The sequence below is a fragment of the Candidatus Eisenbacteria bacterium genome (assembly GCA_035712145.1).
Taxonomy (GTDB): domain Bacteria; phylum Eisenbacteria; class RBG-16-71-46; order RBG-16-71-46; family RBG-16-71-46; genus DASTBI01.
In genome coordinates this window covers 1-22,008 of the sequence record DASTBI010000204.1, presented here as the reverse complement: position 1 = coordinate 22,008, position 22,008 = coordinate 1, and the positions used below count along the sequence as shown (strand labels likewise).

Genomic DNA, 22,008 nt, shown 5'->3' with positions numbered 1-22,008 from the left:
GAGTCGCGCGCCCTGGAACCCACCCGAATGCTCGCCGACGATCTCGCGGACCTGCTCGAGACTCTGGTCAACATTCCGAGCCTCACCGGCCAGGAGGCGCGGATCGCCCAATGGGTCCACGAGCGTCTGGACGCCCGTGCGCACGGCGAGGTGCTGCGCTCGGGCAACGCCGTGGTGTGGCGCGGCCCGCGCCGCGGCCGGCCGCTGCTGGTGCTGGCCGGCCACCTCGACACCGTGCCGGGCGACGGCGTGCCGGCGTCTCGCGACGGCGATCGTCTCGTGGGGCTCGGCAGCAGCGACATGAAGGCCGGCGACGCGGTGATGCTGGCGCTCGCCGAGCGGCTCGATCCCGACCCACTGCGTTTCGATCTGGCTTGCGTGTTCTACGACGCCGAGGAAGGCCCGCTCGAGAACAACGGGCTCACGCGTCTGATTCGTGAGATGGAGTGGCTCAAGGAGGCGCGGCTCGCGGTGCTTCTCGAGCCCACCTCGCTCAAAGCCGAGATGGGCTGCGTGGGCTCGATGAACGTCGAGGTCACGGTGCGGGGCAAGCGCGCGCACAGCGCCAGGCCCTGGCTCGGCGTCAACGCGGTCGGACGCGCCGCGCCGTGGCTGGCCGAAGTGACGCGCTTTCCGGTGACGCCGACCTCGCTCCACGGGGTGGAGTATCGAGAGACGCTCCAGGTCACCACGCTGAGCGCCGGCGTGGCGAAGAACGTGATCCCCGACGAGCTGGTCGCCAACCTCAATTACCGGTTCCCGCCGGACCGCGATCTCGAGCAGGCGGAAGCCCGGCTGCGCAGCCTGGTGCCGGACGACTTCGAGCTGCAGGTGGTGGACCGGGCGCCGCCCGGACGCGTCGCGCTCGAGGCGCCGGACGTTCGCGAATTCGTGCAGCGCTTCGGTCTCGAGGTCGCGGGCAAGCAGGGATGGACCGACGTGGCGCAATTCAGCGCCGCCGGCATTCCCGCCTTCAATTACGGACCCGGCATCCCGGAGCAGGCGCATCAGCAGGGCGAATATTGCCCGCTGGGAAATCTCGAGCCGGCCTTCCGCACGCTCGCCACCTTCATGGAGCCGGCGTGAGTCTCCCGCCGCTCCATCCCTGGCTCGAGCGGGGCGGCGCCTACGCGTTCGTCGCGCTCGATCAGCGCGCGCGCCAGCTCGTGCCGGCCGGGGTTCAGGCGATCCACTTCGGAATTGGCGATCCGCGCGAGGAGACCCCGGCCTTCATCCGCGAAGCGATGATCGAGGCGGTGCCGGTGGTGTCGAGCTACCCGCCGGTGGCGGGCACCGCCGAGCTGCGCGCGGCGTGCGCGCGCTGGTGCAAACGCCGCTTCGGCGTGACGCTCGATCCCGAGCGTCACGTGCTGCCGGTGAACGGCAGCAAGGAGGCGGTGTTCTCGCTCGCCTTCGCGGTGGTGGATCGCGACGCCGCGCGGCGCGCGGTGGTGATCCCATCGCCGGCGTATCCGGTCTACGAAGCCGGCGCCGTGCTGGCCGGCGCCGAGGTGGTGCGGGCGCCCCTCACGAGTGCTCTCGGCTGGCGCTTCGACCCCGGCCAGGTGCCGGACGAGGTGTGGGCACGCACCGCGCTCCTGTGGCTCAACCTGCCGCACAACCCGACCGGGGCGACGCTCGACGCCGAGGGATTTCAAAAGGTGCTGGGCGTGGCGCGGCGCTTCGGCTTCTGGGTCGCCTCGGACGAGGCGTATTCCGAGGTGTACTTCGGCGATCCGCCGCACTCAGCCCTCGAGTTCGGGCTCGAGCACGTGATCGCTTTCCACACGCTCAGCAAGCGCTCGGCGATGACCGGCTATCGTTCCGGCTTCATGGCCGGCGATCCGCGGCTGATCGAGGCGCTGCGCCGCCTGCGTCCCAACCTCGGCGCGTCCACGCCCGAGTTCATCCAGAAGGCGGCGGTCGCGGCGTGGAACGACGACGCGCACGCCGACCTCCTGCGCGCCCGCTACGCCGCCAAGCGCGACGTGGTGCGCGCCGCGTTCGAGCGCTTCGGCTGGACGATCGAAGCCAGCGAGGCCTCGTTCTTCCTGTGGACCCGCGCGCCGGGCGGCGACGATGTGGCGTTCGTCGAGCGCCTCATGCGAGTGGGCGTGATCGCGCTGCCGGGGTCGTTCCTCGATGCCGCGGGAGCCGGCTACGTCCGCTGGGCGCTGGTGCCGACGCTCGATCAATGCCGGCAAGCGGTCGAGCGGATGAGCTCGGTGGCCGCCGCCCCCGCACGATGACCTCCGTGGTCGAGCGCTGGTCCGCCGTCATCGGCCAGGCGTACACCGGCGCGCGTCCGCTGGACGAGCCCGAGGTGCGCGGCGCGGTGGAAGGCACGCTCGCGGAGCTGGACGGCGGCCGGCTGCGCGTGGCCGAGAAGCGCGGCGATGACTGGGTGACGCATGGCTGGATCCAGCAGGCGATCCTGCTCTTCTTCCGCTTGCGGTCCGCAGAGACCTTCGAAGCCGGGCCGATCGAGTTCCACGACAAGATCCCGCTCAAGCGCAATCTCGCGGCCGCGGGCGTGCGCGTGGTGCCGCCGGGGGTGGCGCGCTACGGCAGCTTCCTCGAGCCGGGCGTGATCCTGATGCCGGGTTACGTCAACGTCGGCGCGCGCGTCGGCGAAAGCACGCTGATCGACACCTGGGCGACGGTGGGATCGTGCGCGCAGGTCGGTCGCCGCGTGCACCTGTCGGGGGGTGTCGGCGTGGGCGGGGTGCTCGAGCCGCCGCAGAGCCAGCCGGTGATCGTCGAGGACGATTGCTTCATCGGCTCGCGCGTCGTGCTGGTCGAGGGCGTCCGCATCGAGGCCGGCGCGGTGATCGGCGCCGGCGTGGTGCTCACGTCCTCCACGCCGATCATCGACGTCACGGGCGCCGAAGCGAAGATCACGCGCGGACGGGTGCCGCCGCGAGCCGTCGTCATTCCCGGCACCGCGCCCAAGACGTTCCCTTCCGGGACGTATGGCACGCCGTGCGCGCTGGTGATCGGAGAGCGCAAACCTTCGACCGATCTGAAGACCTCCCTCAACCAGGCGCTGCGCGAGTTCGGCGTGCCGGTGTGACCGAGCGGAAACCTCACGCCTCCAGGCGCGCAAGCACGCCCGCGGCATTCGGCATTCCCGAGCGTCTGGCGCTCGCCGCGTGGGTCGCGCTCGCCGCGCTGCTCCACCTTCGCTCGCTGGGCACGGGCTTCGTCGAGGGCGACCTGGCGGCGATCTCGACCGCGCTGCGCACGAACGTCGATGCGCTGCTCCGTGGCGGCGCCTATGCCGGAAGCTATGCGCCGCTGTCCCGCGAACTGTGGTGGTGGTGGTGGTCGCGGGTCGTGCCGCTCGACGCCTTCGCCTTCCACCTGCTGCATCTGGGCCTGGCGGTCGCCACCGCCTGGCTCCTGTTTCGCGCCGGCGAGCGCTGGGGCGGAGCGGGCGCGGGTCTCATCGCGGGTGTGCTGTGGACGGCGTTCCCGCCGCTCGGCGGAGCGCTGGCTCAGTTGTCGGGCGCTCGCGATCTGATCGCCGCGCTGACCTGCGCCGCCGCGATCTCCGCGTTCGCGCGCGGCCGTTTCGTGCTCGCCGCACTGGCCTGCGCGGCCGCGCCGCTGGCCGGAATCGAGAACGCCCTGCTGCCGCTGGTCCTGCTGGTGGCGGACCGCGCCGAGCGTCCGGCGGATGGTCTTGGCCCGCGACTCCGCCGGCTCGCGCCCGCACTCGTGCTCGGCTTCGCCGCCGCGGTGCTCGTGGCGCGCATCGCGCCTTCGGTCGTGAAGGCGGACCCCGCGGGGGCGCGCGCGCTGCCGTGGCTGCTCCGCTCCTGGCTGCCGGTGGGAACGGGCGAAGGCTTCTCGGCATTGACCCGCGACGCCCCATGGCTGCTCGTGGCGGTCATGCTGGCCGCGGGCATCGCGACGCTGGGACGCCGCTCCGCGGCTCCATCGAAGAGCCCCCTGCTGCAGGTCGGTCTCGCCGCCATGTTGCTGCCGCTCGTGCCTCTCGCGTTGTCGCCCGAGACGCCGCGCGCGGCGCGCTTCGCGGTGCCGGCGCTGGGTCTGGCGCTCGCCGTCGCCGGCATGACACGCAAAGAGCCATGGCCGGCCCGCATCGTCGCGGCGCTCGCGGCCGTCCTGAGTCTCTGCGCGAACGCGGCGCTCGCCATCGATCGCGGCGCGCCGAAGTTCACCAGCGCGTCGGCGGTGAGGGCGAGCGCCGCGTCACTCCAGCCGTTGCTGGATGCGCTGCGTCCGTGGTGTCCGCAGCTGCGCTCGGTGCCGCGCACGTTCGCGGCCGGTGTGCCGCCCGACTCGGCGGTGCGACTCGCCCTCGACGTCGGCGCTCGTGCGGTATGTCACGATCCGGATGTCTCCGTGCGCTTCATCGCCGAGCTCACCCCCGAGGACGCGGGGCGGCCCTTCGGCGTACTGCGCCGCGACGCCTCGGGACAGGGGATGCGCTTCGAGACCGCCGATGCGCAGGTGCGAGCGCGGGTCGGTGAAGGATTGCTGGTCTTCGCGCGCCACGCGCCGGCCGCGGCCTGCTTCGAAGCCGCGCTCGCCGAGCGGCCGGACGACCGCGAGCTCATCTATCCGACCGTGGCGGCGCTGGCGTCCGCGCAGAGAACCGAGGAGGCCCGCACCCGGTGGGAAGCGGCGCGCCGCTCGGGTCTTGCGCCGGCGGCCGACACGCTCGCGATGCGATTGCTGGTGGGCTTCAGCGGCGTCGACCGCGCCGGCGCGCAGCGCGAGGTCACCCGGATCATTGAAGACGTGGTGCGAGATCCCACATCGGCTTCGGCGCACCTGGCGCTGGGGAAGTCACTCTTGAAATGGGGGAGCGCGCGCTCCGCGGCGCTCGAGCTCTCGGTGGCCTGCGGCATCGGCCGCAGGAGCCAGGACGTCTTCTGGCTGGCGCGCGCGTACGACGCGATGGGTGCGCGGTTCGAAGCGCTCGAAGCGTATCGCGCCACGCTCGCGGGCGGGCTCGATTCGACGGAGTATCGCATCGCGCGCACGCGATTGCCCGCGCTGCTGCGCGAGCTCGGACCCGGAGCGCTCGGCACCACGTCGCGACCCTGAACAAGCGCTTCACGTCAAGTCGCCGGCGGCGGATCGCGGCCTCGCTCGCTTGACCCTTTGCGAGGCCGGTGCCTAGACTCCCGCAGCATTTGGACGTCACAGACGTCTTCGCGTTGCACGTGTCGCGCAAGGCGGTCGGCCGGCGGCCGTCCGCCGGTTTGATATCGGCCCGGGGGGGACATGGCGATCATCCGGCTCGAAGGCCTCTCGGTCTTCGGGCACCACGGCGCGCGCCCCTACGAGAAAGAAGCAGGACAGCGTCTGGAAGTGGACCTCGAGCTCGAACCGACCGATGAACGCGCCGAAACCAGCGACCGCCTCGCCGACGCCGTGGACTACGACGATCTCTACCGCGCGGTTCGCGAGGTCGTCGAGGGCGAGAGCTTCCACCTCCTCGAGGCGCTGGCCAAGCGGACGGCCGACACCATTCTCGACCGCTTCTCGGTGCGGCGCGTCCGGGTGCGCATCGCCAAGCAGAACCTGGGTTGGACCACCGGAGGCCGGGCCGTCATCGAAGTGACGCGGGAGCGAACACCATGAAGGCCTTTGTCGGACTCGGTTCCAATCTCGGGGAGCGCGAAACCCTGATCCGCCTCGCGCTGGATGACCTGGCGCGGCTGTCGGGCACGCGCGTCGTCAGGGTCTCGTCCCTGTACGACACCGAACCGGTCGGCGAGGTGGAGCAGCCCAACTTCCTCAACGCGGTCGCGCAGCTGGACACCGACCTGACCGCGCGGCAGCTCCTGTGGAATCTCCAGCTCATCGAGCGCCGGCTCGGCCGGGTGCGCGCCAAGCGCTGGGGGCCCCGCACCATCGATCTCGATCTGCTGCTCTACGGCGACCTCGTGGTCGACGAGCCCGACTTGCGCGTGCCTCATCCCGAGCTCGGTCGCCGCGCGTTCGTGCTGGTTCCATTGCTGGAGCTCGACCCTTCGCTGATCGATCCGGCCACCGGCCAGGCGCTCCTCCACCATCTCTCGCAGCTCGACGCCCGCCCCCTCGTGAAGAAGAACTCTCGCCTCTGGACCTAGGCGTCCTACGTGTCTGAGAACCGGTACGTCGCGGTCGAGGGCGTCATCGGAGTCGGGAAGACCAGTCTCGCGCGCTTGCTCGCGGAGCGCATGCAGGCCAAGCTGATCCTCGAGGAAGTCGAGGAGAATCCCTTTCTCAAGGACTTCTATCACGACCGCCAGCAGTTCGCGTTCCAGACCCAGATGCACTTCCTGTTCAGCCGCTACCAGCAGCAGCGCTCGCTTCGCCAGATGGACCTCTTCAACGAGCGCATGGTCGCCGACTACGTGTTCGCGAAAGACCGGATCTTCGCCAACCTGAACCTCTCGGAGCGGGAGCTCGTGCTCTACGAGAAGATGGTGTCGTGGCTCGAGGTCGACGTCATGAAGCCGGACGTCACGGTGTATCTGCAGGCCGCGACCGACACTCTCATGGACCGCATCTCGCGCCGTGGGCGCCCCTACGAGCGCGACCTCGACCGCGACTACCTGCACGGCCTGAACGAGGCCTACAACCACTTCTTCTTCCACTACAACGATTCACCGCTGCTCGTGGTCAACACCGACGCGATCGACTTCGTGAACCACAGCGAGGACTTCGACGACCTCGAGCGCCGTATCCTCACGCACCGGCACGGCACGGTTTATTATCGCCCGATCGAGCGGGAGGAGATCCCATGAGCCGGAGGGAAGGCATCCGATGAGCGAGAAGACGAGCGAACGCCCGGGAGGGTCGAAGTCCGCGGGCTCTCCGTCGAGCCGCGCCAAGGTCACGGCCCCGAAGCTCGCCGAGATGAAGCGGCGAGGGGACCCCATCACCGTCCTCACCGCCTATGACTTCCCGACCGCGAGGATCGCCGACGAGGCGGGGGTCGACGTGCTGCTGGTGGGAGACAGTCTCGGCACCGTGGTGCTGGGCTACGAGAGCACGCTCCCGGTGACCATGGAGGACATGCTCCATCACGTCTCGGCGGTCACGCGTGCGAAGCCGAAGGCTCTCGTGGTCGCCGACATGCCCTTCATGTCGTACCAGGTGAGCGTGGAGCAGGCGGTCGCCAACGGCGGGCGCTTCATCCAGGAGAGCGGCGCCGATGCCGTGAAGGTCGAGGGTGGCGAGCGAGTGATCGCGGCCGTCACCCGCCTGGTCGAGATCGGCATCCCGGTGATGGGTCATCTCGGGCTCACGCCGCAATCCGTGCTGGCGATGGGCGGATACAAGGTGCAGGCGCGCGGCGAGGCCGATCAGGAACGGCTGATCCGCGAGGCCCAGCTGCTGGAAAAGGCCGGATGCTTCGCGCTGGTGCTCGAAGGGATTCCCGCGCGGCTCGGTGCGCAAGTGACACGCGCGCTCACCATTCCGACCATCGGGATCGGCGCGGGGGTCGCGTGCGACGGCCAGGTGCTCGTGACCCACGATCTGCTCGGGCTCTTCCTCGGCCACGAGCCGAAGTTCGTGCGCCGCTACGCGAACCTCGCCGGGACGATGCGCGAGGCGTTCGAGCGCTACGTCGCCGACGTCAAGGCCCGCCGATTCCCGTCCGACGAGGAATCCTATTGATGGAACGCGGTCGCCGGGAGGCGGCGTGATCGTCAGCGGCGCCCCCTTCGCGGTCCGTCGCGCCGTCTCTCTGTGGAGGCGCAGAGGCCAGCGGGTGGCGTTCGTGCCGACGATGGGCGCGATCCATCGCGGTCATCTGAGCCTGGTGAGCCGCGCCCGATCGACCTCGGACCGGGTGGTGGTCAGCATCTTCGTCAATCCGCTGCAGTTCGGTCCGGCCGAGGACTACCGGCGTTACCCGCGCCCGGCGCACGCGGACCGGCGGCTGCTGCAGCAGGCCGGAGTCGATCTGCTCTGGCGTCCCGAAGTCTCCCGTCTCTATCCCGCGGGGCACCGCACCCGGGTGCGGGTGGAGGAGCTGTCGGGCGTGCTCGAGGGGGCGTCACGCCCCGGCCACTTCGAAGGCGTGGCCACGGTGGTGGCCAAGCTGCTGAACGTGGTCCAGCCCGACGTGCTGTGGCTCGGCCAGAAGGACGCCCAGCAGGCGCGGATCCTCGAACAGATGACCGGCGATCTCGACTTTCCCGTGCGCGTGCGCCGCGGGCCGACCGTGCGCGAGCGCGACGGCCTTGCGCTCTCGTCGCGCAACGCCTATCTCTCGCCCGCGGAGCGCGCCCAGGCGGTGGCGCTCGTGCGCGGCCTGCGGGCGGCGCGCGAGCTGCTGCGTCAGGGCGTGCGCTCGGCGGCTCGTCTGCGCAGCGAGATCCGCCGCGTGTGGCGGCGCTACCCCGCCGTGCGCGAGGACTACGTGGCGGTGGTCGACGCGCGCACCCTGCGGCCGGTGCGCCGGGTGGCGGGGCGGATCCTGGTCGCGGTGGCGGCGCGAGTCGGCGGCGCCCGTCTGATCGACAACCTCGAATGGAGCCCTCGATGACTCGCTATCACCACGAGGACTGCACCGCGCTCGTCCTCGCCGCCGGGCAGGGCACGCGCATGAACAGCGATCGCGCCAAGGTGCTGCACGAGATGTCGGGGGCTCCGCTCCTGGCCCACGTGCTGGCCGCGCTCGAGCAGCTCGGCGTGGGGCGGACGCTGGTCGTGATCGGCCATCAGGCGGAACGCGTGCGCGAGGCTTTCGAGGGCGCCGGCGTCGAGTGGGTGCTGCAGGCCGAGCAGCGCGGCACCGGCCACGCCGTGCTGATGGCCGGCCCCATGCTCCAGGATTTCCAGGGCACCTTGCTCGTGGTCTGCGGCGACACGCCGCTGCTGCGGGCGGCCACGCTCCACGACCTGCTCGAGCGTCATCGTGAGGACCAGGCCGCGGTCACCGTCCTCACCACGCACGTGCCCGATCCGAAGGGCTACGGAAGGGTGATCCGGGACGCCCGGGGAGACGTGGTGGGCATCATCGAGGAGCGCGACGCGACGCCCGACCAGAAGCGCATCGATGAGATCAACTCGGCGGTGTACGCCTTCGACTATGCCGCGCTCGCGCAGGTGCTGAGCCGGCTCACCGCGCACAACGCCCAGGGCGAGTACTACCTCACCGATACGGTGCGGCTGCTGATCGCCGCGGGGCGAAGAGCGCGAGCGGTGGTCGGCCCTGACTATCGCGAGCTGCTCGGGATCAATACCGTCGACCAGCTCGAGGAGGCCGAGAAGATCCACGCCGAGATCCAGCGCACCGCTTCGCTCCACGAGGAAGCCTGATGGACCAATTGTGGGCGCCCTGGCGCATGCGCTTCATCCGCTCTTCGCGGAACGTTCCCGGGTGTCTCTTCTGCCGGGTCATGAAGGGCAAGGCGGATCGCCGCGACCTCGTGCTGGCGCGCCGCGCCGACGCGCTGCTGATGCTCAACCGCTATCCGTACAACCCTGGACATCTCATGGTCGCGGTGGCGCGCCACACCGGCCGGGTCTCGGGTCTGCGCGCCGCCGAGCGCGCCGACGTCTTCGATCTGCTCGCGATCGCCGAGAAGGCGCTGCTGGCCGAGTACCGGCCTCATGGGCTCAACGTCGGCGCCAACCTCGGGCGCGTCGCCGGAGCGGGGTTCCCCGGTCATCTTCACTTCCATCTCGTCCCGCGCTGGAACGGAGACACCAACTTCATGCCCGTCATCGGCGCCACCCGGGTCCTCCCCGAGTCCCTGGGAGAGACCTGGACTCGTCTGCGGCGCGCCCTGTCCAGGATCGAAGGAGGCCGCGGCACCCGTGCCCGCCCGTCGTCGCGTTGATCCGGCGCGCATGCTCGTCTGGGCGCTCGGCGTCATGGTGTCGGCGCTGGTACTATCCTGGGGCTATGCCGCCTTCCGGCCGAAGGCGGAGACTCGCGCCGGCGGTGCCGAAGGCCGGCTCATCCGCGTGCAGGTGCTGAACGGAACGCGGGAGGGCGGCATCGGGGCGCGAGTGGCGCACCGGCTGCGCGACGGAGGCTTCCAGGTGGTCGAAGTCGGCAACGCCGACCGATCCGACTACGGGGCGAGCCTGGTGGTGGCGCGGCGTGACGACCAGGCGCCGGCGAAGGCGGTGGCCCGCTACCTGGGGAATCCGCCGATCGTTCGCCAGGCCTGGACGTCCGATCTCGCGGAAGTGACGGTGGTGATCGGGAACGACCGGAGCCGGCTGCGCGTGGAGTGAACCGAAGGAGGTCTCGACGTGTTCGGAATGGGCGGTCAGGAAATCGGGTTGCTGTTCCTCATCATCCTGCTGATCTTCGGGCCGAGCCAGATTCCCAAGATGGCGCGCGGGCTCGGTCAGGCCATGCGCGAGTTCCGCAAGGCGCAGCGCGAGATCACGGACGAGATCCAGCGCGACGAGCCGCCCGCAGACGCGGACAAGGGACAGAAGCCCGCCAGCTGAGCGACGGCCGCGTGGACGGCCTTATTGGACGCGCAGGTCCCGGATCTTGGCGCCGCGCCGGAGCTCGGCCAGCCACGACTGCATGAAGTCGTTCTGCTTGCGCTGAAGGATCTCGGTGGTCACCTGGCCCTTGAGCTGCTCGAACGCGACCGAGTCGGCTTCGACCCGCGAGTCGACGCGGAACAAGAGCCACCCCATCTGCGTCTCCACCGGTCCGACGACTTTTCCGATCGGCGCTCCGAACACCGCGCCCACCGCCTCGGGGGATGACGCCATCCGCGGGTCGGGCTGAGCCCTCGACATGTCGGTCACCGGCGTCGCGAGGAGGCCCGCGGCCTGCGCCGCCGCTTCGAGCGACATCCCGCCCGCGACCGCGCGCGCGATCTGATCGGCGCGCGGGCGAGCCGCCTGGGTGCGGGCCTTGGCCTCGGCCAGCTGCCTGAGCTGCTCGACCACGTCCGCCTTGGGCGCCGGCCCCGCCTCGCGGTGCTCGGCCATTTGAGCGATCAGGTAACCGTCGGGCGTGGCGACGATCGAGCTCACTTCGCCCTTCTTGGCGCTGAACGCCCAGTCCGCCAGCTCCGGAGCTTGATAGAGCTGCGGAGGCGTGGCCCCGAACGGGAAGAACGGGGTGCGGGTGGTGGCGGTGCCCTTCTCCGTGGCCACCTTGGCGAGACCTTGCTTCGTGGCCCGCTCGCGCATCTTGCGCAGCTCGTCCATCTGGTCCTGGACCGACTGCTCGCTGGCGCGAACCGTGATCATGATCTGCGCCAGCTTGAGGCTCGGCGTCGGTGAGGCCGGGTCGGGCACGCGGTCGAGGCACTTGATCACGAGGAAGCGCCCCGGCTCGGAGATCGGATCGCTGACGTCTCCCTTCGCCATCGCGGCCAGCTTGGGGCCCAGCTCGGGACCGAACTCGTTGGCCTGGAAGTTGCGGCCAAGCTCGCCGCCCTGATCGGCCGCCGGACCCTCGGAGTAATCCTTGGCGAGCTGGGCGAAGTCTTCTCCGCGACGCGCGCGGTCGGCGAGGCTCTGCGCCTGCTCGCGCGCCACCCGGATCTCATCCTCCGAGTAGCGCTTCGGCATCGCGAGGATCTCGAGTTGCACGCGCTCCGGCGCGTTGAACAGGCCGATCTCCTCCTGGTAGACGCGATCCAATTCGGCCTGCGTGGGCGGCTTGACCGGCGCTTCGGTGACCGGTGGGACCGAGACCAGGGTCAGCACCGCCTTGTCGAAGCGCTGGTGATAGGACTCCTGCAGCTCCGGCTGCGAGAGCTTGATGGAGGCGATCATCCGCTCCTGGATCTTCCGCACCGGCAGCTGGCGCCGGACCATCTCCTCGAAGGGCGCCCAGTTGAGGCTGGGATTGCGAAGCGCCGCTCCGTACTTGTTGGGGTCGAACTTGCCGTCGGTCTGGAATTCGGGCAACCCCACCAGCACGTTGGGCGGAGCAGCCTGCAGCGTCAGCACCACCTCGCGATCGGTGGCGCCGAGGCCGAGCTTCTTCGCCTTCTCGGTCAGCAGGTGCTGGTTCACGAGGCCGCGCCACGCGTTGGCCTCGATCATGGGCATCTCCTGCTCGGTGGGGTCGGCGTTGAAGCGCTGGCGGTATCCCTGGCGCTGCTCTTCGATCGCGTTCTGGTAGTCGACGTTGGTGATCGGCTCGCCGTTCACCGTGCCGAGCGCGCCCTGCTGGCGGGCCTGGCTGCCCGAGTCGAGGCCGGAGCCGAAGAGGAAGATGAAGCCACCGACGAAGGTGAACACGGTCACGACCACGAGAGCCCACCAGATGGCCTTGGTGCGCTTGCTGCCCATGCGGAGGTACTTGAGCATTCGAAGACTCCGAGATGCGGAAGGGTCGGCTGAAAGGGACCGGGGAGTCTATCAGCCCCTGGCGAGCCCGCACAACGACCGCACATCGACCGCTCGGGGCCACGCGATGATTGCGGGCCCGCAGCGCCTGTGCTACCAAGGACCCGAGGGACTTCGAGGTTCCGCGAGGAGGCTCACTGACCACCCGCAACGAGACGCTCCAACGACCCGCGGAGAGCCCGGTGGCGACGCCCGAGCTCGAGGTCGTCACGCGCCTTCCCGCCCACGTGCTCGACGCGCTCGAGGAAGGCGTGGTCGCGCTCGATCGCGACCGCAAGGTGGTCTACGCCAACCGCTGGATCGAGGATCTGCTGGGATTCAAGCCCGAGGCCCTGGTGGGGACGCCGGCCGCCCGCATCTTCACCGGCGCCGACGCGCGCTGGCTGCGTGGGGCGGCGCGCGAGCGCCGCGACTTCCGCTTCGAGGCCGAAGGCCGGGAAATGACTCTCAAGGCGGAGGCCCTGCCCCTGCGCGGGGACGACGGCGAGCTGATCGGCTCGGTGATCCTGGCCGAGGCGATCTCGGAGACCGAGGACGGAGAGTTCCAGAAGAAGATCGACCGGCTGGTTTCGCTCGGCGAGCTCTCGGCCTACGTGGCCCACGAGATCCGCAACCCGCTGACCGGCATCCGGACCACGGTCCAGTTCGTGGGCTCCAAGTTCAAGCCCACCGACCCGCGGCGCGAGGACCTGCAGGACGTCATCACCGAGCTCGACCGTATCGAGCAGATCATCACCGGGCTGCTCATGTTCGCGCGGCCGCCCGCCGCGCGACCGCAGCCCTGCGACCTCCACCAGGTGCTCGACAAGACGCTGGACATGGTCGAGCTCCAGCTCCGCGACGCGGCGGTGACCCTGGCCAAGGATTACACCGACGACTTGCCGCAGGTCTATGCCGATCCCGACCTGGTCCAGCAGGTGTTCCTCAACCTCTGCCTCAACGCCACCCAGGCCATGCCCGAGGGGGGCGAGCTGCATGTCGGCACAGGGGTGCGCCGTTATCGCACCCGGCGCTCGATGGTGGACGTGTCCTTCAGCGATACCGGCGTCGGCATCCAGAAGGAAGCGATGGACAAGATCTTCGACCCCTTCTTCACCACCCGCTCGACCGGGACCGGGCTCGGCCTTCCGATCTCCGTGCAGATCGTCCGCGAGGTCGGCGGCGTGATCACCGCCAAGAACAACCAGACGGGAGGAGCGACATTCCGCGTGTCCTTCCCGATCCCGGCGGAGCCGCCGGGCAAGCCCGAGGACTCGGGCAAGGCCGAAGAGTCCGGCAAGCCGGAGGAATGAGTTGAAGATCTCCGTCCTCGTGGTCGACGACGAGCTGCTGATCCGCAAGTCGCTGAGCAAGGTGCTCCGGGCGAAGGGATACGCGGTGGAGGTGGCGAGCACCGGGGCCGAGGGTCTGGAGCGGGCCGCCAACCTCAGGCCTGACGTCATGATCCTCGACATGCGGCTGCCCGACACCGACGGGCTCTCGGTGCTGCGCCGGGTGCGGCAGCTCGACCCCCTGGTCCAGGTGATCGTGTTCACCGCCTTCGGTGACGTGCAGTCGGCCGTGGATGCCATGAAGCTCGGCGCCTGCGACTTCCTCCGCAAGCCCTACGAGATGGAGGACATCGTGCTCGCGGTCGAGGGCGCGGCGCGGACCTTCCGCCAGGCCAACGAGCTCGATCTCTATCGGCGGCAAGCCTTCCGCCAGTACTCGGACAACGAGATCGTGGGCAGCTCGGCGCCCATGCGCGAGGTCCGGGAGCTGATCGACAAGGTGGTCAAGAGCCAGGCGACGTCCGTGCTGATCACGGGCGAGAGCGGCACCGGCAAGGAGCTGGTCGCTCGTGCCATCCATTATCGCAGCGACCGCGCCTCGGCCCCGCTCATGGAGGTCAATTGCTCCTCGTTCCACGAGAGCCTGCTGGAGAACGAGCTGTTCGGCCACGAGAAGGGGGCCTTCACCGACGCCTCCGACACCAAGAAGGGCCTGGTGGAGCTGTGCGACCGCGGGACCTTGTTCCTCGACGAAGTGGCGGACATGCCGCTCGCCACCCAGTCCAAGCTCCTGCGCTTCATCGATAACCGGAGCTTCAAGCGGGTCGGCGGGGCGCGCGACATCGCGGTCGACATCCGGATCGTCACCGCCACCAACAAGGACGTCGAGAACGAAGTCCGCGCAGGGCGGTTCCGCAGCGATCTCTACTTCCGTCTCAAGGTGGTGAGCATCCACCTGCCTCCGCTCCGCGACCGCGGGGAGGACCTGCTGGTGCTCGCGCAGCACTTCCTCCGCGAGTTCGCCCGCAAGTTCCAGAAGCGATTCCAGGACGTGTCGCCCGAGGCGGCCGAGCGCCTGCTCGGCTATTCGTGGCCTGGCAACGTGCGCGAGCTCCGAAACCTGATCGAGCGTGTGGTGCTGCTCGAGGAGGGCGAGACGCTCGCATCCGAGCACCTGCCGAGCGAGTTCTTCGGCGCCCGCGCCGCGACGAGCGTGGCCAGCAACGGCGATTCCATCGAGCTTCCGACGCTGGCGCAGATCGAAGCCGATCACATCGCCGAAGTGCTGCGACTCACCGCGGGCAACAAGAGTCGCGCGGCGCGCATCCTCGGCATCTCTCGCCAGGGTCTGATCGAGAAACTTCGTCGACTGCGAATCATCGACGTCAGCCGTCAAGTTTCTTGATACCCAAAGGAAGTGGACAGTTCCCTCCAAACATTGCGGCCACAACGTCTTGCCGAGTGGCTTTTCCGTAACCACCAACAATTTAGACAGTTAGCACGGCGACGGGAGCGGCATTCGTGCTTCCTCGCGACCTCCGAGGCTCTGCGCTTCGAATGAGATTCTCCGTTCTGACAATGAGTTACGGGTGAGGCTCTCGCGCATTGCAACCTCTTGGCACGGCGTCTGCCTCTGGGATTTCTCGTAGCCGGCTCTGAACGCCGGCTCCCGATGGCCGCGAGGAAGCGGCTGCCTGAAGTGTCCCGGCGAGAGCTGACACGCCGAGCTTCGAGAGACTCGCAAGGAGGTGATCCGGGAATGGCCATGAAGAAGAAGGCTGCCAAGAAGAAGGGCACGAAGAAGAAGGCTGCGAAGAAGAAGAAGTAAGCGGGTTGTCTGGACCTGGCACGTCCTTGGGGGATTGGTCGCTGATGCGATCAATCCCCGACTTCTGACGGTGAAGGTCGTCGCGAATCCCGAACCGAGGGAGCGAATGAACGGCAGCCCCATGGTGGGTTTCGGACCACATCTCCTCTATCAAGCCTATGGGTGCCCCGCCACCCGGCTCGATGACCTCGGACGCCTCTATCAACTCCTCGAAGGCATGCCGGACCGCATTCGCATGACCCGGATCATGCCGCCTTACGTGTTTCGTCACGCCTCACCGGGCAGGCGAGCGACCGGGTTCTCCGGGTTCGTTCTCATCGCCCAGAGCCACATCAGCGTTCACACGTTTCCCAGCCGCCGCGTCGTCAACGCCGACATCTTCTCGTGCGAGAACTTCGACGTCGAAGATGCCCTGTCCGTGCTCGGCGACGCTTTCCACCCGCAGAAAGTGGAGTGGCATCTGCTCGACCGGGGTCGGGAGTTCCCGCGGGACCTCGCGGGCTCCCGGGCCCTCGTCGAGCAGCATCGGCGCCTGGTTGCGGCCGGGCTGGGGCTGGAGGTTCCGCGCTAGGGCTGGCCAAATAACCTCCGGTTCGTCTGCGGCGGCTCACCCAGGGATGGGTGGGCCGTCCGCCTTTTCCAGCCGCTCACGACTTCGAAGGCTTGGCCAGCGTCAGCTTCATGCGGTCGAAGTCGAACGTCACACGATAGGGCCTCAGGAACACGTGGGAGATGATGCCCGCGACGCGCGGTCCCAGGCTTCGCTCGAGCGACGCGGGGAAGGGACCCAGAAAGGCCATCAGCCCACTCTGCTCGATATCGCCCAGGCGCAGCCGGTCGACGGGGAAGGGAATCACGCGGACCGCTCCGGCGCCGCCGACGCCGGTGAACGACGCCGTGTCCTTCAGGGCCACGCCTCCCTCGGCGAGGGTCGAGGCCGGCGCGGTGAAGGCGGCTCCCGCGAGCCCGGTGTCGACGAACCACAGCAGCGGCCCGCTGGTTCCAAGGCTGCCGGGCGCGAGGATGAAGTGGTCGCCTGCCAGCCAGAAAGGAATGTCCGCGACGATCTCCTGGCTGGAGGCGGGCATCGACCCGCGACGCTCCAGGATCAACGCGCCGCCGGGATAGTCGAGCGTGAAGCGGAAGCGGGAGAGGAGCGTGGTGCCAAGGACGCCCGCCACGGGACGGCCCATGGACACCGCGCTGAATTTCTTGGTGGAGAGAATCGCGATCGGCACCTTCTCGACCGTGAACTCTCCGAGCCCGACCGAGTCGACGCTCCCGAGCTCCACCTTCGCCTTCTGGTCGGCCGCGAAGGTGCCCATCCGTGAGCCGTAGCGCGGCGCCTTGACCGAGTCCGCGATGGCGGGATCGAGCAGCAGCTCACCGCCGCCGGTGTCGATCAGGAAGTAGAACGGCCCGCGGCCATTGACGGTCAGCGTCACCAGCGGCAGGGGATCGGTCTGTACGAAGGCCAGGCGGGTCCTCTGCGGTCCGCGGATGCGATAAGGCCCGGCCTGGAGCGCCTTGAGCTTGTCGGCCACTTCCGGCCGGCCGGCGCGGGCGAACTCGCTGGCCGCTTGCTCGAACCGGTCTTCGCGATACCAGGCCTCCCCGCGCAGCGCGGCGAAACGGGCGGGCTGGGCCCCGGCCTTCTCCGCCGCGTCGGCGTACTCCCGGGCTTCCGCGGTGGCGTTGCGAAAGAGCGCGATCTGCGCGCGTCGCAGCAGCGCCAGCGTGTCCTTGGGCGACGCCTTCAGACGTTTCGCCCAGGCGGTGTCGGAGCTTTCGAAGCGCCCGGCGACGAACAGCGACTCGGCGCTCGGTGCGGCTTGGACCGGAGCCGAGGTCGCGCTGGCGGCGGCCATTGCGGCAATGGTCACTCTCATCAGTCGTCCAGGCATCCTCTTCATGGCTTCTTCTTCCTCCTCGAAGGCCCATTCTCGTTGCGAAGATCGGGACCCATGACGATGCCGACCATGAGCAGCACGGCGACCACCCGGTCGGGAACCACCAGGTAGCGGCTGCGCTCGTGCTGCCGCACCCAGCCCGCGGCCTGCAGCTCGCGCAGGTGGTGGTAGAGCTGCCCCGACGTGCCGAGCCCCGGCTGGCGTTGCAGCTCGCTCACGTCGTGAACGCCCCGAATCAGCGCGCGCACGATGTCGAGACGCACGCGATGTCCGAGCGCGCCGAACGCGCGCGCGATCTCGCTCCACTCGATGCCGAGCAACTCGTCCACCGCGTGCTCACCCCGCCATTCGTAGTGTGCCCCGAACGGCGTGTGGACGATTCCGCCATAGCCGAGCCGGCCCGGAGGCCGTTTTCCCCTGCGTGCCGGGATCCGCGCGCGCAGGCCCTCGAGGAGCCAGCCGCGATCGGGAGCCGCGGGCCGCGCCCGCGAGGCCCGGCGGGTGGCGCCTTCGAGCTGCCGCAGCCGCGCCTCGAGGACGTCGAGGCGCTGGCTGACTCGGGGCGGGCGGGACGAGGCGGGCCGGCGCATGGCTCGGTTATTACGTAATTACGTAGAACCGTGCAGCAGGCTGGACGACGAGCGCGGCGTCCTCCGGCACCAGCGGGGTGGAGCGTAGCGGCCGAGAATCGCTGCCGCGGCGCCGTGCTATGGTTTCGATCTCGTGACCCCGAAGCCGGTTCCACCCGCGTCCATCGCCATCCGCGGCGCGCGGCAGCACAACCTCCAGAACCTCGATCTGGACCTTCCGCGCGGCCGGCTCACGGTGATCACCGGCGTCTCGGGCTCGGGCAAGTCATCGCTGGCGTTCGACACGCTCTACGCCGAAGGCCAGCGGCGCTACGTCGAGTCGGTCTCGACGTACGCCAAGCAGTTCCTCGATCGGCTGCCGCGTCCCGACGTGGACGCGATCCACGGGCTGACTCCCGCGGTGGCGATCCAGCAGGTCTCGTCGGCGCGAAGCGCGCGCTCGACCGTGGGCACGACGACCGAGATCTACGACTACCTTCGCCTGCTGTTCGCGCGGCTCGGCACCGTGCATTGCGGAAGCTGCGGCCTGCCGGTCACGGCCGACAGCGCGCAGAGCATCGCCGATGAAACGCATGCCTGGCCCGAAGGCGAGACCCTGCTGGTGCTGGCGCCGATCGCGCTCTCGTCGCGGGTCCCGTGGCCCGAGCTCGCTCCGCATCTGCTGCGGGCCGGTTACACCCGCATCCTGCTGGACGACGAAGTGGTCTCGCTCGATCCGCCGCCGAAGCTCAAGGCGCGCGCCAAGGAAGCACTGATCGTCATCGATCGCTTCACCTGGCGCGCATCCGAGCGGCAGCGTCTCGTGGACTCGTGCGAGCAGGCCTTCCGTCGCGGCGAGGGCCGCCTTCGCCTGCGTCGCGGCTCAGCGGCGATCGAGAAGAAGAGCGAGCGCTGGGAGTGCTCGCACTGCGGCGCCCAGAGCCTGAAGCCCGAGCCGGTGCTGTTCTCGTTCAATAGTCCCATGGGCGCGTGTCCTGCGTGCCGCGGCTTCGGCAACGTGCTCACCTTCACGCTCGATCGCATCGTTCCCGATCCATCCAAGACCCTTCGTGAAGGCGCGATCCGCCCGTGGGCAGGCTCGTGGAAGCGCATCTTCTGGCCGCGGCTCCAGAAGTGCGCGGCCGAGCTCCGCATCCCCCTCGACGTGCCGTGGCAGAAGCTGAGCGCGGAGCACCGCCGCTTCCTGATCGAGGGAGGCGAGGGCTTCCGCGGCGCGATCCCGTTCCTCGAGCGGCTGCAGTCGAAGTCGTACAAGGTCGGAAATCGGTTCGTGGTGAAGCGCTACCAGAGCGCGCTGCCATGCGCGGCCTGCGGGGGAACACGGCTGCGCTCGGAGGCGCTGCGCGTGCGGTTGGGTGGACAGACGATCGCCGAGGTCTCGGCGCGGCCGGTGCGCGAGGTATCGGAGTGGATCCCTGCTTTGAGCTTCACCGACCGCGAGCGCGAGATCGCCGGCCCGGTGCTGGCCGAGATCCAGTCGCGACTCGCGTTCCTGCTGCGGGTCGAGCTCGGTTATCTCACGCTCGACCGCCTCACCCGGACGTTGTCGGGCGGCGAGGCGCAGCGGATCGAGCTGGCCAACGCGCTCGGCGCCAACCTGGCCGACACGCTTTACGTGCTCGACGAGCCCACGGTCGGCCTCCATCCGCGCGACAGCCAGCGGCTGGCGGAGCTCCTGGGCGAGCTGGCCTCGCGCGGCAACACGCTGGTGGTGGTCGAGCACGAGCCTCTGCTCATGCACGCGGCGGATCACCTCGTGGACCTCGGACCGGGCGCCGGCGAGCAGGGAGGCCGCCTGCTCTACGACGGACCCGGAGGGCCGGCGATCGATCGGGCCGAAACCGAGACCGCCCGTTACCTGCGCGGCGAGAAGCGCGTGTCACGCGAGCGGCGCGCCGGCGCGGCGGAAGAATTCCTGATCGTCGAAGGTGCCAAGCAGCACAACCTGAAGAACGTCACCGCGCGCTTCCCGCTCGGCCGGCTGACCGCGGTCACGGGAGTGTCGGGCTCGGGCAAGAGCAGCCTGGTCGAGGACGTGCTCTACCGCGCCGCCTGCCGCCACTTCGCGGAGGAGCCGGCGGAGGAGATCGGCGCGCATCGCGCGGTCCGCGGGCTCATGCGGCTGAAGCGCGTGGCGATGGTCGACCAGACGCCGATCGGGAAGACGCCGCGCTCGTGCCCCGTCACCTACCTCGGCGCCTACTCAGCACTCCGCCGCCTGTACGCCTCGCAGCCCGCCGCGCTGGCGCGCGGGCTCGGCGACGGCGCGTTCTCGTTCAATACGCCCGGCGGGCGATGCGAGACCTGCGAAGGCGCCGGATGGGTGACGATCGAGATGTACTTCCTCGCCGACCTGCTGGTGCCTTGCGAGACCTGCGGAGGCTCGCGCTTCCGGCGCGAGGTGCTCGATGTCCACTACCGGGGCGTCAACATTCGCGAGGCGCTCGAGCTGACCGCCGACCAGGCGTTCGTGCACTTCGGCCGCGAGCCGAGGTTCACGCGACAGCTCCAGGTGCTGCGCCGCGTGGGCCTCGGCTACCTGAAGCTCGGGCAGCCCGCCAACCAGCTCTCGGGCGGCGAAGCCCAGCGTCTCAAGATCGCGCGCGAGCTGTCGGAGAAGGGGACGGGGCCGACGCTCTATCTGCTCGACGAGCCGACGGTGGGCCTCCACTTCGCCGACGTGCAGCGCCTGCTCGAGGTGCTCGACGATCTCACCGCGCGCGGCGACACGGTGATCGTGGTGGAGCACAATCTCGACGTGATCCGCAATGCCGACTGGGTGGTGGATCTCGGCCCGGAAGGCGGGGAAGGCGGTGGGCGCCTGCTCGCGGAGGGACCGCCGGAGGCGATCGTCGCCTGCGAGGAGTCCTGGACCGGGCGATTCCTGCGAGAGCGCGATCCAGCGCCTGCCGAGCGAGTGGCCGAAGCTCCCCGTTCGCGCTAGCTCGGAATCAGCTCCGCGTGGCTCATCACGGGGTGCTCGGCCGGACGGCGCAACCGCGCGAATGCGCCGGCCGCCTCCTCGAGGTCGTAGCGTTCCAGCCAATCGGGCCGCTCGCGCGCGACTTCGGTGAGCGCGTTGAGGAAGTCCCATTCGGTCGGATCGCCGATCTCGTCCAGGATCTCGCGCGCCTCGTCCAGCCAACCCCGCGCGACCGCACCATGCCGTGCCTGTAGGCGACTCGTGAGCTCCATCCAGAATTCGCGGGGAGGAAGAGGCACCCTCGTCGCCTCGATGAAGCGCCCGGCCACTTCCGCGAGCACCGTGGGGTCGAAGCATCGTTCGAGGATGGCCCTGACCGGATCGATCTCGGAAGTCGTCCCCTCGTCATCCATCAACTTCCGGATCGCGCCGTTCTCGCACTCGAGCCGGAAAATTCGAGACGAAAGGTGGAGCCGCCCGCTGCCGTGGCGAAAGGCAATGAAGCCCGCCTGGACGACGTCCCCCGGAGTGACCTCGGCCCTCACCGAGGGCGAGGTCCCCGCGATGCACAGGAATCCGTCCAGGCCGGGCTGGTAAGAGCATTCCTGGAGCTGGATCTCGATTCTGTGTTGGAGGCCGGCCAGCCCGTCGTGGAGAGCGTCCAGCCACCGCCGTTCGGTTTCGGAAGCCAGCTCGGCCCTGAGCTCCGGCAAGTCCTCTCCAAGGATGAACCTTCGCATCTGCTCGATTCGCTCGGGCGCCGTTCCCGCCTGCCTCCACCGAGCCAGGAACTCGTCGAGGGCCGCCTTTGAAATCAATGCACTGGATTGGCCGAACTGGCCGAGTCGGTAAAGCATGACGACCTCGGGTGCAGGATGTGCGAAAGGCGCGATGACGATCTCCGATTGTGTCCTTGGGATCGGACCTCAGGCAACGATCTTCACCGCCAGAGCCGGCGGGGCTTTGCGAGACGCAGGCTTGCCGGACCGCATGCCTCGAGTGCAAAGTCGAGGTCGGTCCTCTCGCCGCCGCATTTCAGGAGGAGATCATGACCACGCCGCCCATCGATCCGCGAGTCCGCATCGGACACGTCCACCTCAAAGTGTCGGACATCGACCGGGCGCTCGAGTTCTACTGCGGCGTGCTGGGCTTCGAGCTCACGGCGCGC

General features: G+C 69.2%; 22 protein-coding genes. 18 read left to right on the top strand and 4 right to left on the bottom strand.

The window, feature by feature from the left end:
• The first annotated feature begins 27 nt into the window (after positions 1 to 27).
• From dapE to VFQ05_14340, 13 genes are all read left to right on the top strand, one after another.
• Positions 28 to 1,086 (top strand): succinyl-diaminopimelate desuccinylase, encoded by a 1,059-nt coding sequence (dapE, locus tag VFQ05_14400; protein ID HET9327954.1) that lies wholly within the window; start codon positions 28 to 30, stop codon positions 1,084 to 1,086.
• Positions 1,083 to 2,249: an aminotransferase class I/II-fold pyridoxal phosphate-dependent enzyme gene (locus VFQ05_14395; GenBank protein HET9327953.1), complete on the top strand. Its 1,167-nt coding sequence runs from the start codon at positions 1,083 to 1,085 to the stop codon at positions 2,247 to 2,249. Before dapE ends, VFQ05_14395 begins: the two co-directional genes overlap by 4 nt.
• A 59-nt stretch (positions 2,250 to 2,308) precedes the next feature.
• On the top strand, positions 2,309 to 3,073 hold the full coding sequence (locus VFQ05_14390) for a 2,3,4,5-tetrahydropyridine-2,6-dicarboxylate N-succinyltransferase (GenBank protein ID HET9327952.1): 765 nt from the start codon (positions 2,309 to 2,311) through the stop codon (positions 3,071 to 3,073).
• Positions 3,070 to 5,079 (top strand): hypothetical protein, encoded by a 2,010-nt coding sequence (locus VFQ05_14385; protein ID HET9327951.1) that lies wholly within the window; start codon positions 3,070 to 3,072, stop codon positions 5,077 to 5,079. The genes VFQ05_14390 and VFQ05_14385 overlap by 4 nt, the downstream gene beginning before the upstream one ends.
• Before the next feature lie 180 nt (positions 5,080 to 5,259).
• Positions 5,260 to 5,619 carry a dihydroneopterin aldolase gene (gene folB / locus VFQ05_14380; GenBank protein ID HET9327950.1) on the top strand — a complete coding sequence of 120 codons (360 nt, stop codon included), beginning with the start codon at positions 5,260 to 5,262 and terminating at the stop codon, positions 5,617 to 5,619.
• Positions 5,616 to 6,110 carry a 2-amino-4-hydroxy-6-hydroxymethyldihydropteridine diphosphokinase gene (folK, locus tag VFQ05_14375; GenBank protein ID HET9327949.1) on the top strand — a complete coding sequence of 165 codons (495 nt, stop codon included), beginning with the start codon at positions 5,616 to 5,618 and terminating at the stop codon, positions 6,108 to 6,110. Before folB ends, folK begins: the two co-directional genes overlap by 4 nt.
• Positions 6,111 to 6,119: 9 nt before the next feature.
• A complete protein-coding gene (locus VFQ05_14370; protein ID HET9327948.1) occupies positions 6,120 to 6,770 on the top strand; it encodes a deoxynucleoside kinase in 651 nt (216 codons plus the stop codon).
• Positions 6,771 to 6,789: 19 nt separating this feature from the next.
• The gene (gene panB, locus VFQ05_14365; protein ID HET9327947.1) at positions 6,790 to 7,647 is read left to right on the top strand and encodes a 3-methyl-2-oxobutanoate hydroxymethyltransferase; all 858 of its coding nucleotides are present in this window, start codon (positions 6,790 to 6,792) and stop codon (positions 7,645 to 7,647) included.
• A 25-nt stretch (positions 7,648 to 7,672) separates the two neighbouring features.
• Positions 7,673 to 8,521 carry a pantoate--beta-alanine ligase gene (gene panC, locus VFQ05_14360; GenBank protein HET9327946.1) on the top strand — a complete coding sequence of 283 codons (849 nt, stop codon included), beginning with the start codon at positions 7,673 to 7,675 and terminating at the stop codon, positions 8,519 to 8,521.
• Positions 8,518 to 9,297 carry an NTP transferase domain-containing protein gene (locus tag VFQ05_14355; protein ID HET9327945.1) on the top strand — a complete coding sequence of 260 codons (780 nt, stop codon included), beginning with the start codon at positions 8,518 to 8,520 and terminating at the stop codon, positions 9,295 to 9,297. The genes panC and VFQ05_14355 overlap by 4 nt, the downstream gene beginning before the upstream one ends.
• Complete coding sequence (locus tag VFQ05_14350) at positions 9,297 to 9,821, top strand: HIT domain-containing protein (GenBank protein ID HET9327944.1); 525 nt, start codon at positions 9,297 to 9,299, stop codon at positions 9,819 to 9,821. The genes VFQ05_14355 and VFQ05_14350 overlap by 1 nt, the downstream gene beginning before the upstream one ends.
• The gene (locus VFQ05_14345) at positions 9,799 to 10,224 is read left to right on the top strand and encodes a LytR C-terminal domain-containing protein (GenBank protein ID HET9327943.1); all 426 of its coding nucleotides are present in this window, start codon (positions 9,799 to 9,801) and stop codon (positions 10,222 to 10,224) included. Before VFQ05_14350 ends, VFQ05_14345 begins: the two co-directional genes overlap by 23 nt.
• Before the next feature lie 27 nt (positions 10,225 to 10,251).
• Positions 10,252 to 10,446: a twin-arginine translocase TatA/TatE family subunit gene (locus VFQ05_14340; GenBank protein HET9327942.1), complete on the top strand. Its 195-nt coding sequence runs from the start codon at positions 10,252 to 10,254 to the stop codon at positions 10,444 to 10,446.
• A 21-nt stretch (positions 10,447 to 10,467) separates the two neighbouring features.
• Here VFQ05_14340 and VFQ05_14335 read toward each other — a convergent pair whose 3' ends face one another.
• Positions 10,468 to 12,279 (bottom strand): peptidyl-prolyl cis-trans isomerase, encoded by a 1,812-nt coding sequence (locus tag VFQ05_14335; GenBank protein ID HET9327941.1) that lies wholly within the window; start codon positions 12,277 to 12,279, stop codon positions 10,468 to 10,470.
• 221 nt (positions 12,280 to 12,500) lie between these two features.
• Between VFQ05_14335 and VFQ05_14330 the strand changes: the two genes are divergently transcribed.
• From VFQ05_14330 to VFQ05_14320, 3 genes are all read left to right on the top strand, one after another.
• A complete protein-coding gene (locus VFQ05_14330) occupies positions 12,501 to 13,610 on the top strand; it encodes an ATP-binding protein (protein ID HET9327940.1) in 1,110 nt (369 codons plus the stop codon).
• Between the two features lies 1 nt (position 13,611).
• Positions 13,612 to 14,994, top strand: a complete 1,383-nt coding sequence (locus VFQ05_14325; GenBank protein HET9327939.1) for a sigma-54 dependent transcriptional regulator — start codon at positions 13,612 to 13,614, stop codon at positions 14,992 to 14,994.
• 529 nt (positions 14,995 to 15,523) lie between these two features.
• Complete coding sequence (locus tag VFQ05_14320) at positions 15,524 to 15,988, top strand: S-adenosylmethionine decarboxylase (protein HET9327938.1); 465 nt, start codon at positions 15,524 to 15,526, stop codon at positions 15,986 to 15,988.
• Between the two features lie 76 nt (positions 15,989 to 16,064).
• Here the strand turns inward: VFQ05_14320 and VFQ05_14315 are convergent, their stop codons facing one another.
• Positions 16,065 to 17,330 carry an aspartyl protease family protein gene (locus tag VFQ05_14315; GenBank protein ID HET9327937.1) on the bottom strand — a complete coding sequence of 422 codons (1,266 nt, stop codon included), beginning with the start codon at positions 17,328 to 17,330 and terminating at the stop codon, positions 16,065 to 16,067.
• Positions 17,327 to 17,917, bottom strand: a complete 591-nt coding sequence (locus VFQ05_14310; GenBank protein HET9327936.1) for an ArsR family transcriptional regulator — start codon at positions 17,915 to 17,917, stop codon at positions 17,327 to 17,329. The genes VFQ05_14315 and VFQ05_14310 overlap by 4 nt, the downstream gene beginning before the upstream one ends.
• A gap of 133 nt (positions 17,918 to 18,050) precedes the next feature.
• On the opposite strand from VFQ05_14310, the gene uvrA reads away from it, so the two are divergent.
• Positions 18,051 to 20,861 carry an excinuclease ABC subunit UvrA gene (gene uvrA, locus VFQ05_14305; protein HET9327935.1) on the top strand — a complete coding sequence of 937 codons (2,811 nt, stop codon included), beginning with the start codon at positions 18,051 to 18,053 and terminating at the stop codon, positions 20,859 to 20,861.
• On the opposite strand, the gene VFQ05_14300 is transcribed toward uvrA, so the two are convergent.
• On the bottom strand, positions 20,858 to 21,697 hold the full coding sequence (locus VFQ05_14300; GenBank protein ID HET9327934.1) for a hypothetical protein: 840 nt from the start codon (positions 21,695 to 21,697) through the stop codon (positions 20,858 to 20,860). The two genes, uvrA and VFQ05_14300, sit on opposite strands and share 4 nt — an antisense overlap.
• 191 nt (positions 21,698 to 21,888) lie before the next feature.
• Between VFQ05_14300 and VFQ05_14295 the strand changes: the two genes are divergently transcribed.
• Positions 21,889 to 22,008, top strand: a 120-nt coding sequence (locus VFQ05_14295; GenBank protein HET9327933.1) for a VOC family protein, incomplete at its 3' end; no start/stop codon positions are given.